The organism is Streptomyces sp. NPDC127595, assembly GCF_042671685.1.
Classification (GTDB): domain Bacteria; phylum Actinomycetota; class Actinomycetes; order Streptomycetales; family Streptomycetaceae; genus Streptomyces.
Window position 1 is genome coordinate 182,502 of sequence record NZ_JBHXWK010000006.1, and the last position, 13,625, is coordinate 196,126.

Here is a 13,625-nt window from a genome sequence, read left to right on the forward strand (position 1 = left end):
CGCCGTGGGCGACGTGCAGCCATGTGCCGCCGCCCTTGCCCGCGCCGAATCCTCGGGCATCCAGCTGCGCACGCACACCGACCCCGGCCTCTGGCTGGACGCCGATCCGGTGCGGATGCGCCAGGCACTGGGCAACATCCTCTCCAACGCGCTCCGGCACACCCCCGCCGGCGGCACGGTCACGTTCCAGACGACCTTCAGCACCTCGCAGAGGTACTTCCACGTCTTCATCAACACCGACGGCAACACAGCGACCGGTTTCCAACTCCCCTTTCCGTCGCTCTCGGCCCTCGGTGCCGACTACATGATCGAGAACGACGTCCTCTACAAGAGCCGGTCAATCGGCTGGTACTGGACCGAGGTCGCGGCCGGTCCCAGGATGACGGTCAGTGGCGCCACCCGGACCTGGACACTGCCGCTGACCGGGATCGGCTCACCGACCGGCACGCAATGGGTGGAGTTCCACGCCGGAATCGACTACACCCCCGTGATCACCTTCCGCCCGAAGTAGCCCGTCGCGGGGACGCCGGTGCGGTCCCTTCCCTCGTCAGGGCGCGGGCGACCCTGCGGGCGAGGAGCGGGTCGGCGGGGAGCACGTGGGTGGCGAACCAGCGGGCCGCCGCCGGATCGGGGGACGGTTCTACGAACTCCGCGCCCGCGTAGTCGTCGAGCGGAGGGTCGTAGACGTAGCCGGTGACCACGCCGTGGCTCACCAGACGGTCGATGAGGGCGTCGCGGTCATGGACCAGGAGCGGGGCCCTGAAGAGGGGAAGAGGCTCGGGGTGCGCCGCGCTGTCGCGGAGTGCCGGGGACGCCCACGGGGTGCCCGCGAGCAGCGAGACCCCGGTGCTACGTCGACTGAGGCCGGCGTCGAGGCCTGCCATCCGCAGCTCCAACTGTCCGCGCACCAGGGCCCCGTGGCGGGAACGGAAGCCGTGCAGGTCGACGCGGACCCAGGGCTCGTACGCCGTGAGGCTCGGGGCCTCTCGTGCGCGGTCGGCGAGCCGTGGGGCGTGCAGGGCCATGCGGTAGTCGTCGCGTTCGAGCAGCCCGAGGCGCTGGAGGGTCCGCCACACCGGACGCACCAGGTGCAGGGTGCGGACGGTGGAGCGGGCCAGCGGTCGCAGGGTCGCGGTCAGGTCGTCGTGGAGGCGCCGTGGCGTGAGGAGTTCGTCGCGCAGGGTCTCCAACTCCCGTCGGGTGCGCGCGTCTTCCACGGCGAGGAATCCGCCGGCCGTCGACGCGGCATGCTTGGACAGGCTGAACGCCGCCGCCTTCCCGAAGGTCCCGATCGGCTGCCCGTCGACGCGCGTGCCGATCGCGTGCGCCGCGTCCTCGAACAGCGGGATCCCCAACTCCTCGCACCGGCCGCGCAGTTCGGCGACCCGGTCCGGAATCCCGTACAGGTTCGTGGTCAGGACGGCGTCCACGTTCCGCCAGGTCGACTCCGGTACGGCGGCCGGGTCGATGTTGCCGTCCCATGCGGACACCGGGGCCTGCACCGGGCGCAGCCCGGCCGCGAGGACGACGAAGAGGATCACGTCGTCGTTCACCGGAGACATCAGCACTCGTGCGCCCGGCCGGCACCAGCGCCGTAGCGCCAGGTACAGGGCGAGCCGGGCCGAGGGCGTGTAGACGCATTCCCGCCCGAGCCGCCGTGACATCGTCGCGGCGAGCCGTGATCCGTACGTCATCGTCACCTCTTCCGTTCTTCCGTTCTTCCGTTCTTCCGTTGCTCCGTTGCTCCGTTGCTCCGTTGCTCCGTTGTGGTTCGACCGGCCGGTTCAGGGAGGGGCAGAGCGCGCAGGGCCGACCCCCGGCGTCGCGCGCCGACGGGGGGTGGGGGGAAGGGGAGATGGAGGGAAGGGGGACTAGCTTGCTCGGCGGGCGCGGGGTTCCGGTCGGGTGGAGGCGGGGCGGGCCGAGGTGCGCAGGGTGCCGGCCGTCTTCAGGAGCCGGTCGGCCGGTTTCCGCAGGCCGGGGTGGGCCAGGACGGTGTTCCGCAGGCCACGGACGGGGCGGCGCCACAACCGGTGTGCCGTCGCCACCGGGTTGGGGCGGGTGGCGAACCCTTCGCCCACGCGCAGCTCGCGGGTCTTGAGCCAGTCCTTGTACTCCTTCTCGCCGCGCCCCATGTCCATGGTCCGCACGCCCTCCCGGCCCGCCGCCTCGGCCATCCGGAGGTGCATGATCAACCCGGGCGAGTAGTAGCGGAGTTCGGGGTCGTACGTCGTGAACCAGGCGGCGAACACCGTGCGCGAGGTCGGTCCGAAGTGCGCCGCCACCGGCCGGTCTCCGGCGTACACGACGGACAGCACGCCGGTGAAGTGCTCCTCGCGGACGTGGAAGAGCTGGTCCACCAGGTCCACGATCCACGGCCGCGCGAACCGGTCCATCCGGCCCGTCCTGCGGTACTGGGCGGACTTCCACTCCATGAGCTGACGCAGCATGCGCGGATCGCGCTCGTCATAGACGAACCGCATCTCGCCCAGGTCGCGTCCCAGGCGGCGCTCCTTCTTCAGCGTCGTCTTGGCCAGGCCGGGGTACGCGCCGCGCAGCCACTCCGCGTAGCTGCCGTCGCCGACCTTCAGGTCGAGCACCGGTGAGGCGAACGTCCCCGTGACGTATCTGCCGAAGGGTCTCTGCTCCTCTACGAGATGGTCGAACTCGAAGACGGACAGCCCACAGGCCTTCAGCAGCCGCTGCGGGTCCCAGGTGACTCCCGGGCGGTGCACGAGGGCCTGGCAGTCGGAGAGACCGAGCCCGATGGCCCGGCCGACACCGAAGGCGTTGCGCTCGTACGGGAGGAAGCCGACCGGCTCTCCGTTCTGGTGCAGGACCGCCACCCGCGCCCCGCTGCGGTGTCTGCCGATCCCGGCCGCGAACTCAGGTGCCAGGAAGGGGTTCGCGTAGTCCGGTGACTCGTCCATCGCCCGGTGCCAGGCCTGGCGCAGCGAGGAACCCAGCTCCTCGGGTCTGTGGATCGTGATGTCCGTCTCAGAAGATCGCGAAGATCTCATAGAAGACCGCTCCCCCAATTCCCCCATGACGCGCCCTCCGCGTCCGCCCCGTCACTTCCATGCCCAGGGGCTCAAACGTCGCGAAAGGTACGCACCCTGTCAAGGGTGCCTGTCGTAACGGACCTGTGCGGATCGGAAGGGGGCGGAGGGTGCGGGGGCAGAGGGAGGTGAGGCAGAAGGGCGCGGATCGAGGGGCGCTGCCGCCCTTCGTCCTCCGGCCCCGCTCAGAAGGTCACTGCGGCCGTCTCCGTGGTCCCGCCGAGCCGTCCGGGCGCGCTCTGCTCCTGCCAGTACAGGTTGGTGTGCGCGATGACCTGGGCCGGGGGCGGTGCGCCGTACGCCGTGAGGTCCTCCGTCGTGTGGGCGTCGGCGACCAGTGTCACGTCGTAGCCACGGACGAAGCCGCCGTGGAGGGTCGACCGGATGCAGGCGTCGGTCTGGGCGCCGGTGACGACGAGGCGGCCCACCCCGCACTCGGCGAGCAGCGCCTCCAGCTCGGTGTCCTCGAAGGAGTCGCCGTAGAGCTTGTGGACGAGCGGCTCGGCGGCATCGCGGACCAGCTCCGGCACGTACTGCCAGCTCTCGCTGTCCCTCTTCATCTGATCGTCGGAGTGCTGCACCCACACCACGGGTACGTCCTCCGCGCGGGCCTTTTCGACCAGGGTATTGATGTTCGCGATCACGCTGTCGCGGTCATGGGCGCCCTCCACCACTCCGTTCTGGACGTCGACGACGAGAAGCGCGGTGTTCGGCCTGCCGGGTAGGGTCGTCATGGGAAAACCTCCTCTGTATCCGGTGACCCCACACTAGGACGGGGCACTGACATCGACAGCGGCACGGCAAGCAGGTTCTGGCGGCCGTGGCCCTGGCCACCGCGGTCCTCACCTCATGCGGCAGCACCGACGGAAGGACACCGACGGCCATGCGATGGGCGTGTCCCCGGCTCGTGAGGGAGGCACGGGGGAAATGGACCGGGCCCCTGATCACGCGGGGCGGCGGACGCCGCCGGGCTTGTCCCTGACGGGGGCGGCCCGGCGGCGTCCGCCGGCCGATCAGGCCGCGCCCGCCTGGCGGTAGACGCCCAGGGCTTCGTCGGTGAGCACCGGGTGGTACTCGTTGCTGCCCGAGCTGACGCTGATGTTCCCGATCAGGTAGCCGGAGCCGTTCGAGGTGTCGAAGCTCGACAGGAACCCGCCGCCGCTGGAACCGCCGGTCTGCACGCAGTCGATGCCCCACATCGTGGAGCCGACCCGCCCGGCGTCGATGAACTCGTCGCCCTCGCAGTGGTTGAGGCGCTCCCCGCTGCCCTCGGCGCTGGAGCCGCCGTAGCCGAAGGAGTGCACGTGCTGGCCGTTCGCCGAGTTGAACGCGATGCCCTGGGCCCCGACGGTGTCCACCAGCGTGCGGCTGTTCACCGTGCCCAGGACCGCGAACGCGAAGTCCCAGTTGGCGTTCCCCGCCGAGGAGACGTAGTCGCTGTCGAAGAGCAGGCTACGGGCGGTGAAGGTGCCGTACGGGCGCGTGCCGTTGGCGTAGCCGGGAATGAACACCCAGTTCTTGTAGACCTCGCCGGTCGACGCGTTGACGACGCAGTGTCCGGCGGTGAGGACCACGGACTTGTTGTCACTGTTGGCCACGGTCGCCGAGCAGGTGTACGTGCCGCCCGTCGCGTTCTGGAAGAACACCTTGCCGGCGGTCGTGCTGATCAGGCCGCCCCCGGTCCAGGCGGTGGGCGAGGACGCGGCCGCGAACTCTCCCACGGCGGACTCGCCGGTGGCGGAGGCTCCCGTCGCGGTGACCGGCGGGACGGTCACCGCGGCGCCCGCCGACTGCGGCACGGCCGTCTCGGCCGTCTCGGCCGTCTCGGCCGTCAATCCTGCCAACTGGGCCGGGGCGGACAAGTCCTTTGCCGCGCGCAGCCGTTCGGTGGTCCAGAAACGCAGCGCGGCGTTCTGCTGCGCGGCCGAGAAGGACGTGCTGTCGACGTGAGTGGGGGTGTGCGGCGCGGCGCTGGCGGTGCCCGCCGTCCATGCCGTGGCGGCGAGTGTCAAAGCACCGAGGTACACAGCAGTACGTCTCATGGGGGCAGATCCAAGTCCTCGTGGGGAAGGGAGAGTTCGTGCGAGCACCGGTTCGGACTCGTTGGACTCGGGCGAGGACCGCCTTCGACGACGTTGCCGATCGCGACCCTACTGACAACGTTGTCCAGCCAATGTGCCGCCAGACTAGCTCCCCTATTCATGGCGTGTCCATGGCGCACGTGAACCCGTACGGAATGCGTTGTACGGGTGTTCTGGGGTGAACGTACGCCCCCGAGTGGGGAGTTCATCAAGGTGAACAGCGGGAGCGGCAAGGGCCGCAGGAAGAACGCGTCCGCCATGAAGATGGTGGGGGCGCTGATCGGCGTCTTCCGGAGGACGGCGGGGTACACCCAGCGGGAGCTGGCCGAGCAGTTGAGGCTCGACGAGCAGACCCTCGCCTCGATCGAGCAGGGCAGACGGTCACTGAGACTGGAATACGCGGTGTTCCTGGACGAACTCCTCGATACCAAGGGGGCGTTGGCTGTCGCCGTGGAGAACATGCCCGAGGTGGATCTGTTTCCTCGGTGGGCCGAGGAGTACATCGACCTTGAGCGGGAGGCGCTTGCGCTTTCCTGGTACGACAACCAGGTGTTGCCGGGGTTGCTTCAGACCCCGGCGTACGCTCGGGCGGTTTTCCTGAACGAAGTCCCCGCCCTCACCGAGGACGAGATCGCCCAGCGGGTCGCGGCGCGGGTCGAGCGGCAGGAGGTGCTCGGGCGGGCAGAGCCGCCGACGGCCAGCTTCATCGTCTCCGAGGTGACCGTCATGGACCGCCTGGGCGGAGACGAGGTCTACTACGAACAGCTGCGCCGCCTGCGCGAGTGCGCCGATCTACCGGGCGTCACCCTCCAGATCATGCCGGTCGGTCGTGACTTTCACGCCGGACTCGCTGGTCCTTTCACGCTCATCGAAACCGCTGACCACCAGCGCGTGGCCTATATCGAAGGCCAACGCCAAGGCCGACTGGTGGCCGACCCCGACGAGGTGTCCGTCCTTGAACGCAAATATGCGATGCTGCGGACACAGGCGCTCAACCCCCTGGAGACCAGGCGCCTGTTGGACCGTCTGCTAGGAGAGCAATGAGCACCGCACTTCAGTGGTTCAAGTCGAGCTACAGCAGCGAACAGGGCGGCCAGTGCCTTGAGGTCGCCACCTCACCCCAAACCATCCACATCCGCGATTCCAAGAGCCCCGACGACAGCCCGGCCCTCGCCGTCACCCCGGCCACCTGGACGGCGTTCCTCACGCTTGCCCGCGACTGAGAGGGTCACCGTCACGGCGATCGACGCCGCCGCCATGGCGGTCATCGCCGTACCGGCCGACGTCAGTTGAGCGACCGCGCCCGCCACCGCCGCGCTCACGCCCTGCATGGTGAGCATGCCTGAGGAGTGCAGTCCGAGGGCGTGGCCGCTCAGCTCGTCCGGGGTGAGGGCCATCAGGTGTTCCTGCTGGATCAGGCTCGCGCCGAAGCCGACGGAGGCGAGGGCGATGCAGGCCGCCGCGATCGCCGTACCCGGGCGGAGTGCGAAGAGCAGGTACGGCGTGGCCAGGAGCAGTAGGAACGGGATGCCCAGACGGCGGCGGACCGGCGGTGGGATGAAGCGGCCGGTCAGCACGTCGCCGACGAACATCCCGAACGCGCCGCAGGCGAAGAGCAGGCCGGCGCGGTCGGGGTCGTAGGACACGAACAGGGACTCGCAGCCGACGACGAGACCGTTGGGGATCCAGAGGAGCAGGTACGTCCTGCGGCGCGGGGGCGAGGACCACAGGATGGCGTTGGTGCGCCAGGTCTGGGCGATGGACGGGCGGCCGGCGGCTCTCGGGGCGCGGTGGGACAGGCCGAGGCGGGTGACCAGGGCCGCCGCCAGGTACAGGACCGCCGCGATCCCGAGCGTGGCCCTCGGTGACAGCACCGCCACGAGCACACCACCCGTGGCGAAGCCGGCGATCTGTGTGAAGCCGTTGACCATGTTGAAGACCGAACGGCCCAGCAGATAGCCGTCCTTGGACAGGATCTCGTTCAGCAGGCCCCAGCGGACTCCGCCGCCGAGCGAGGAGATCAGGCCGAGGATCGCGATGAGGGCGAAGAGCGTCCAGAGCGGGAGGCCGGGTATCGCCATCGCCGCCGTACCGAGGGCGAAGGACAGGGCGATGCCCGTCATCGTCGAGCGGGGCGGCAGCCGGTCCGCCGCCGAGAGCAAGGTGGTCGCGCCGACGACCTGGGCGAGCTGCGGCCCGAACATGCTCACCGCCGAGAGCAGCGGTGATTCGGTCGCCTTGTACACCAGCGTTCCGATGGCCAGGCCGCCGATCGTCGAGGCCGTCGAGTGGAGCGCGGAGGAGAGGAAGAGCGGGGTGAACTCCCGGGTGCGGAAGAGATCGGAGTAGCTGCGCATGCGCGGATTCTGGGGTGGGGGGTGCGGCGGCCGTTATTGTTTCGCGTAGGAGCGAAACATCAGGGGGTGTTGAGTACATGGGCTGGTGGCAGGTCAACGCCGACACCCTCGCCGGGAGCCGCTTCGTGCTGTCGCCGCTCGCCGAGACCTTCGCGAGCCTGAAAATGCTGCACGCGGAAGCTGCCTCACACCCCGGTGAGCGTGCCTGGTTGCGCGCCCATCTCCCTTCCTACAAGCGCCACTTGGCCGCCGACCCCGTCACCACGCTGCTCATCCGCTCCGGGCTCGGCCGGGACTGGATCGCCGACTTCCTCACACCCACCCCGCGCGACGACGGGGTGGCCTTCGAGGAGGAGGTGGAGCGGGTGCGCGCGGTCTCCCCAGGGGCGGCGCGCGAGCACCTCGCTCTCTCCCTGCGCGGCCCGCTCCCCGCCCGCCTCGACCGCGACGACCTTCCGGGGCGCGCCGCCGACCTCCTCACCTACGTGTGGGAGGAGACCGTACGCCCGTACTGGGACCGTCGGCGGCGCGTCCTGCAGGCCGATGTGGTCGCGCGAACCGCGCAGTTGAGCCAGGGAGGCTGGGCGGCGGCGCTCGACGCACTGCGGCCGGGGACGCGGTGGCTCGGCGGCAACCGGCTCCAGGTCAACCTGCACGAGTACCCGCCCCGCGAGATCTCCGGCGCGCAGCTCTTCTTCGTACCGGTCACGCCGCAGCGCATCGGGTGGGTCTCCTGGGAGGAGCCGCATCGGTACGCGGTCATCTACCCGTGCGCGGGCGCGCTGGCCGGCGCCGTGGACGAGGCGGCCGTGCCCGCGAGCCTGGGCGCGCTCCTCGGAACCGCCCGTGCCGGCATCCTCGTACTCCTCGACTCCCCCATGTCCACAAGCCAGTTGGTCGCCGTGACCGGGCAGGGGCTGGGTTCGGTCGGGCGGCATCTGAAGGTGTTGCTGGACGCGCGGCTCGTGGAGCGGCGGCGGGCGGGGCGTTCGGTGCTCTACTTCCGCGCCCCTGCCGGGGAGGTCCTGGTCAAGGCGCAGCGGGAGGACAGGGACTCGCCCGCCTCGCAGTAACTACCTTTGTGCGGCCTACCGCTGGGACGTCGTCTCCCTCAGCCACGGCAGCAGTGTCCGCTCCGCCAGCACGAGGGCGTAGAACAGTGCCACGCTCATCACCCCGAGGAGCCCGATCGCGGCGAACGCCATTGCCGTGTCCGAGTTCGCCCCGGACTGCATGATGACGAAACCGAGGCCCTCGTCGCCGGCGCTGAACTCGCCGATGACCGCGCCGACGGCCGCGAGCGGCATGGCCACCTTCAGCCCGACGAAGATCTGAGGCAGCGCACTGGGAAAGCGGAAGCGCAGAAAGGTCTGGACGCGGGAGGCACGCAACGACCTTGCCAGCTCGACGAGTTCGACCGGCGTCGAGGTGAGTCCGCTCGCGACCGACAGGACGATGGGGAAGAAGCAGACGAGCAGCGCCATGACCACCTTCGGCTGCGAGCCGAATCCCATCCACACCACGAGGAGCGGGGCCAGCGCCACCTTGGGCACCGCGTTGAACGCCACCAGGAGCGGCGCGAACATCAGCTCCACGATCCGGGAAGCCGCGATCGCCACCCCGATCACCAGCCCCGCGCCCACGGCCAGCGCGAATCCCAGCACGATGACCAGGAGCGTGCCCATCGCCTCGTCCAGCAGATAGCCGGGGACGCGGAGAAAGGCGTCGAGGACGGCCGCGGGGGACGGCAGGATGATTTCCGGTACGTCGAGGACGGCCGCGGCGAGCGCCCAGGCTCCGACCACCGTCGCCAGCCCGAGCACCGGCCAGCCGAACTCCCCTGCCCGCCTGAATACTTGTGAGCCCCGGGGCACGTCGGGGCCGCGCCTCACGTCAGAATCTCGGGGCCCCTCGGCACCGCCGCTCACGTCAGGACTTCGGCTCACGTCAGAACCTCGGCTCACGTCAGAACCTCGGCTCACGTCAGGACTTCGGCACCAGGTCGAAGGAGACCAACTCCTCGGGCGTCAGCCCGGGTTTCACGGCTCCCGCGTCCTCCAGCGCTTTGATCGCCCCGGCGACGCGCTCGGGGTCCATGGTGCCGATCGGTGCGCCGTCCTCCTTCGGCTGTACGGCGGTGCCGACGAGCTCGATCTCGGCGGCGGCGGTCTCCTTGTTCAGCGTCGGGAACTTCTCGGCCATCAGCGCGGCGGCCTCGTCGGGATGGTCGATGGCGTAGCGCATGCCCTTGAACAGCGCCGTGGTGAATCGCTTCACCAGGTCGGGATCGTCCTCGGCGATCTTCGTGGTCGTCGTGATCGCGGCGCCGTAGCTCTCGGTGAGGTACTCGCCGAAAGGCAGGACGACGACCTCCTTGCCCTTGACCGCGTTCTCGATGTTGGGGCGGCCCACCCGGTACTGCCCGACTGCGTCGACCGAACCGGTGGCCAGATTGACCCCGAGCTGCTGGGCTTCCAGGGCGACGAATTCGACCTTCTCGGCGTCGATGCCCGCGAGCCTGGCGTACGCGGGGAAGAGGGCGCCGATGACCGACCCGGCCGGGTCGGCGATCTTCTTGCCCTCCAGGTCGGCCGGTTCGCTGATGCCGCTGTCGGCCAGCGCCATGACCGCCGCGTCCGTGGTCTGGTGGACGGCCGCGACCGCCGTGACCCCGGAGACCTTGCCGTCGCCGAGCTGCATGATGGTGCTGCTGAGGTCGACGGGGGCGAACTGTGCGCTGCCGCCGGCGAGCGCGGCCAGGCTGTTGCCGCTGCCCTGGCCGGGCTGGATGCTGACGGTCACGCCCGCGTCGCTGAAGTAGCCCTTGTCCTGGGCCACATAGGCGTATGCCTCGCGGCCGAAGGTGCCGAAGCCGGTGATGTAGGTGACCTTGTCGGGAGCGGAGCCGCCGGAGGCGCCGCCGCCGTTCTCGCTGTCGTCGTCGGAGCCGCAGGCCGTGGAGAGCGCCGCCGTCATGAGGACGGCCAGGAATGCGGCGAGCAGTCGTGATGTCCTTTTCGAAATGCAAAGGCTCATGGAAATCAAGTGGAGTCGCTGGAGGAAAAGTTGTCGAGACCACAGAGGCGGTTGTCATGTAACAAACATTGAGCGACCGGTTGATCACGGGACGAGCCGATCTATCCTCGGCCCTACGGTCATACCGCTGTTTCCGCTGCTCGTACCGCCCACTACAGGTGAACCGGTGTTGGGGGCTCCCGTGATCCGAGTACGCGGTGTGTCGAAGAGCTTCGACGGCCGCAGGGGGACCGTGGAAGCCCTGCACGGCATCCAACTGGACGTGGACGAGGGTGAGTTCCTCGCCGTTCTGGGCCGCTCCGGCTGCGGCAAGTCCACCCTGCTGAGGGTGATCGCGGGACTGCTCCCTGCCACCTCCGGCGAGGTACGGGTCGACGGCGAGCCGGTGCGCGAACCCCGCCGGGACGTCGCCATCCTCTTCCAGCGCCCCGCCCTGCTGCCCTGGCGGTCGGTGCTCGACAACGTACTGCTGCCCATCGAGGTGCACGGCCGCCCCCGCCCCGAACACCGGCAAGACGCAAGCCAGTTGCTGGCAACGGTCGGCCTCGACACCCCCTTCCACAAACGCCTGCCGCACGAACTGTCAGGCGGCATGCAACAGCGGGTGGCACTGTGCCGCTCCCTCATCCAGCGCCCCCGCGTCATGCTGATGGACGAGCCCTTCTCGGCCCTGGACGCCCTGACCCGCGAGGAGTTGTGCGAGGTGCTGCAACGCGTGCACATGGAGCACGGCTCCACCGTCGTCCTCGTCACCCACTCCATCGAGGAGGCGGTCCTGCTCGCCGACCGGGTCGTGGTGCTCAGCCCGCGCCCGGGCCAGGTCCGCACGGTCCTGGACGTGCCGGTCCCCCGGCCGCGGTCCCTGGGCCACGACGCCCACGCCACCGAACTCGCCCGCTGCCGCGCCGAACTCCACGAACTGCTGCTCGCCAGCCACAAGTCAGGAGTGTGAGCGCGAGATGGAGCTGCGCGTCTTCACCGAGCCGTACCACGGGGCCACGTACGACGAACTGCTGCGCGCCGCCCGGCACGCGGAGGAGTGCGGCTTCGAAGGCTTCTTCGTCGCCGACCACTACCACCCCATGCACTTCACCGACGCCCTGCCCGGCCCCACCGACGCCTGGACCACCCTGGCCGGACTGGCCCGCGAGACCTCGACGATCCGTCTCGGCACGATGATGACCTCGGCCACCTTCCGGCAGCCCGGCGCGCTCGCGGTCATCGCCGCCCAGGTCGACGCGATGAGCGGCGGCAGGGTCGAACTCGGCCTGGGCGCAGGCTGGTTCGCCCTGGACCACAGCGCGTACGGCATTCCGTTCCCGTCGCCCGCCGAGCGCTTCGAGCGGATGGAGGAACAGTTCCAGGTGATCACCGGCCTGTGGGCTACGCCGCCCGGCAAGCAGTTCTCGTACGAAGGCCGCCACTACCGTCTGACGGACTCGCCCGCCCTGCCGAAGCCGGTACAGCAGCCCCGGGTACCACTGATCGTGGGCGGTCGGGGCCCCCGCCGCACACCGGCTCTCGCCGCCCGCTACGCCGATGAGTTCAACCTGCCCTTCACCTCACCCCCGCAGAGCGCCGAGCTGTACGCCGGGGCGCGGGCCGCCAGAGCCGCCGTCGGCGGACCTCCCCTGATCCTCTCGGTGTGCCTCGGCATCGCCTCCGGCCGCACCGAGGCGGAGATCGACGCCCGCCTCGCCCTCCTGCACGAGCCGTCCCGGCTCCCCCCTGAGGAGCCCCTGCACGGCTCCCCCGCGAGGATCGTGGACCTGCTCGGCGAGTACGCCGACCTCGGCGCGTCCCGCGTGTACGTCCGCCTGCGCGACCTCTCCGACCTCGACCACCTGGAACTGCTGGCCACCGAGGTCGCGCCGCAGCTGCTGGATAAACGGAGTTAGCATCCGTTTATGACTACTGACAACTCTGTCCTCGCTGTCGAGATCGATTCCCTGCAAGGCGGTTCCGCGGACCTCGGCCAGTACCGGGACAAGGCCGTGCTCATCGTGAACGTGGCTTCCAAGTGCGGGCTGACCCCGCAGTACGCGGGCCTTGAGCGGCTGCAGGAACGGTACGCCGCGCAGGGGTTCACCGTGCTCGGGGTGCCCTGCAACCAGTTCATGGGGCAGGAGCCCGGGACCTCCGAGGAGATCGCCGAGTTCTGCTCGGCGACGTACGGCGTGACCTTCCCGCTGACCGAGAAGGTCGACGTGAACGGGGACGGGCGGCACGGGCTGTACGAGCGGCTGGTGGACACCGCGGACGCCGAGGGGCACAGCGGTGACATCCGCTGGAACTTCGAGAAGTTCCTGATCGGACGGGACGGTTCGGTGGTGGCACGGTTCTCGCCGCAGGTCGAGCCGGAGTCCGCGGAGGTCGTGGCGGCGGTGGAGAAGGCGATCGGCTGAGTCGAGCGGACCGGCGGCGGTCATCGGCCGAGGGCATCGTGCGACGGCATCGGCTCAGCAGGTCGGCAGGATCGGCAGGTCGGCAGGATCGGCAGGTCGGCAGGTCGGCAGGTCGGCAGGTCGGCGGCGGCCGGGCATCTGATCCGGCAGCGGGAGCACCCGGAAGCGTGAACCGCGTACTCCGTACGTGAAAAACGCTGGGCCCATGGATTGGTGATCATCGAAGCTGCCTGTGTCCGGGCCTTCCGGCTCGGGACCTGGCACTTCGCCTCCCAAGGAGATCGTCCATGAGCGTCCGCCGCTTCCTGCCCACTGTCATCGCCGCCGTGCTTCCCGCCGCCAGTGCCCTGGCGCTCGTCGTCGGTGTACCGGCCACGGCGGCCGCCAACCCCTGCGGGTTCTACGCCACCGGCAGCGACGCGTTCTACAACCACTGCACCAGCGACGGTTCGCGCGTCGTCATCGAGGTGGAGGTGTTCGGGCCCAACTACGAGAAGTGCGTGGGCCCCGGCAACTCCTGGCTCGGCCGCTCCAGCAAGATCGACGGCGCGTACTACGTCGGGCGTACGTGTTGATCCGGCCCCGCATCGGTTGACCTTGCCCCTGGGGCAGGGACGACCGTCCTGTGTCACCGGGCGGAAGGCGCCCGGTGACGGAGGATGGGCTCGTGGACCAGGAACGTTCCGA

General features: G+C 69.7%; 14 protein-coding genes and 1 pseudogene. 8 read left to right on the forward strand and 7 right to left on the reverse strand.

The features are described 5' to 3' along the window. Positions 1-4 precede the first annotated feature (4 nt). Positions 5-511 carry a sensor histidine kinase gene (locus tag ACFVKT_RS20685; protein ID WP_385734247.1) on the forward strand — a complete coding sequence of 169 codons (507 nt, stop codon included), beginning with the start codon at positions 5-7 and terminating at the stop codon, positions 509-511. On the opposite strand, the gene ACFVKT_RS20690 is transcribed toward ACFVKT_RS20685, so the two are convergent. The 4 genes from ACFVKT_RS20690 to ACFVKT_RS20705 form a co-directional block, all read right to left on the reverse strand. Next, the gene (locus ACFVKT_RS20690) at positions 492-1,694 is read right to left on the reverse strand and encodes a DegT/DnrJ/EryC1/StrS family aminotransferase (RefSeq protein ID WP_385733498.1); all 1,203 of its coding nucleotides are present in this window, start codon (positions 1,692-1,694) and stop codon (positions 492-494) included. The genes ACFVKT_RS20685 and ACFVKT_RS20690 overlap by 20 nt on opposite strands. Before the next feature lie 177 nt (positions 1,695-1,871). Further along, complete coding sequence (locus tag ACFVKT_RS20695) at positions 1,872-3,020, reverse strand: GNAT family N-acetyltransferase (protein ID WP_385733500.1); 1,149 nt, start codon at positions 3,018-3,020, stop codon at positions 1,872-1,874. Positions 3,021-3,244: 224 nt separating this feature from the next. After that, positions 3,245-3,793, reverse strand: a complete 549-nt coding sequence (locus ACFVKT_RS20700; protein ID WP_385733502.1) for an isochorismatase family protein — start codon at positions 3,791-3,793, stop codon at positions 3,245-3,247. Between the two features lie 279 nt (positions 3,794-4,072). Continuing rightward, entirely contained in the window at positions 4,073-5,101 is a 1,029-nt protein-coding gene (locus ACFVKT_RS20705) for a trypsin-like serine peptidase (protein ID WP_385733504.1), read from the reverse strand. Between the two features lie 297 nt (positions 5,102-5,398). On the opposite strand from ACFVKT_RS20705, the gene ACFVKT_RS20710 reads away from it, so the two are divergent. Beyond that, positions 5,399-6,184, forward strand: coding sequence for a Scr1 family TA system antitoxin-like transcriptional regulator (locus tag ACFVKT_RS20710; protein WP_385734206.1), 786 nt, complete (start codon positions 5,399-5,401; stop codon positions 6,182-6,184). Continuing rightward, positions 6,181-6,294: pseudogene (locus ACFVKT_RS20715) on the forward strand (DUF397 domain-containing protein); the annotation flags it as partial. The gene ACFVKT_RS20710 and the pseudogene ACFVKT_RS20715, both read left to right, overlap by 4 nt. On the opposite strand, the gene ACFVKT_RS20720 reads toward ACFVKT_RS20715, so the two are convergent. After that, on the reverse strand, positions 6,256-7,497 hold the full coding sequence (locus tag ACFVKT_RS20720) for an MFS transporter (protein WP_385733506.1): 1,242 nt from the start codon (positions 7,495-7,497) through the stop codon (positions 6,256-6,258). The pseudogene ACFVKT_RS20715 and the gene ACFVKT_RS20720 overlap by 39 nt on opposite strands. A 77-nt stretch (positions 7,498-7,574) precedes the next feature. Between ACFVKT_RS20720 and ACFVKT_RS20725 the strand changes: the two genes are divergently transcribed. Further along, the gene (locus tag ACFVKT_RS20725; RefSeq protein ID WP_385733508.1) at positions 7,575-8,570 is read left to right on the forward strand and encodes an ArsR family transcriptional regulator; all 996 of its coding nucleotides are present in this window, start codon (positions 7,575-7,577) and stop codon (positions 8,568-8,570) included. A 15-nt stretch (positions 8,571-8,585) separates the two neighbouring features. Here ACFVKT_RS20725 and ACFVKT_RS20730 read toward each other — a convergent pair whose 3' ends face one another. Both ACFVKT_RS20730 and ACFVKT_RS20735 read right to left on the reverse strand, forming a co-directional pair. Continuing rightward, positions 8,586-9,320 (reverse strand): ABC transporter permease, encoded by a 735-nt coding sequence (locus ACFVKT_RS20730; protein ID WP_385733510.1) that lies wholly within the window; start codon positions 9,318-9,320, stop codon positions 8,586-8,588. Between the two features lie 160 nt (positions 9,321-9,480). Then, entirely contained in the window at positions 9,481-10,533 is a 1,053-nt protein-coding gene (locus ACFVKT_RS20735) for an ABC transporter substrate-binding protein (protein ID WP_385733512.1), read from the reverse strand. Between the two features lie 181 nt (positions 10,534-10,714). Here ACFVKT_RS20735 and ACFVKT_RS20740 point away from each other — a divergent pair, with 181 nt between their 5' ends. The 4 genes from ACFVKT_RS20740 to ACFVKT_RS20755 all read left to right on the forward strand — a co-directional run bounded on the left by ACFVKT_RS20740 (position 10,715) and on the right by ACFVKT_RS20755 (position 13,513). Further along, the gene (locus ACFVKT_RS20740) at positions 10,715-11,485 is read left to right on the forward strand and encodes an ABC transporter ATP-binding protein (protein WP_385733514.1); all 771 of its coding nucleotides are present in this window, start codon (positions 10,715-10,717) and stop codon (positions 11,483-11,485) included. Positions 11,486-11,492: 7 nt separating this feature from the next. Then, positions 11,493-12,431: an LLM class F420-dependent oxidoreductase gene (locus ACFVKT_RS20745; protein ID WP_385733516.1), complete on the forward strand. Its 939-nt coding sequence runs from the start codon at positions 11,493-11,495 to the stop codon at positions 12,429-12,431. A 9-nt stretch (positions 12,432-12,440) separates the two neighbouring features. Next, positions 12,441-12,938 (forward strand): glutathione peroxidase, encoded by a 498-nt coding sequence (locus tag ACFVKT_RS20750; protein WP_385733518.1) that lies wholly within the window; start codon positions 12,441-12,443, stop codon positions 12,936-12,938. Positions 12,939-13,225: 287 nt separating this feature from the next. Beyond that, positions 13,226-13,513, forward strand: coding sequence for a DUF6355 family natural product biosynthesis protein (locus tag ACFVKT_RS20755; RefSeq protein WP_385733520.1), 288 nt, complete (start codon positions 13,226-13,228; stop codon positions 13,511-13,513). The last annotated feature ends 112 nt before the right edge of the window (positions 13,514-13,625 follow it).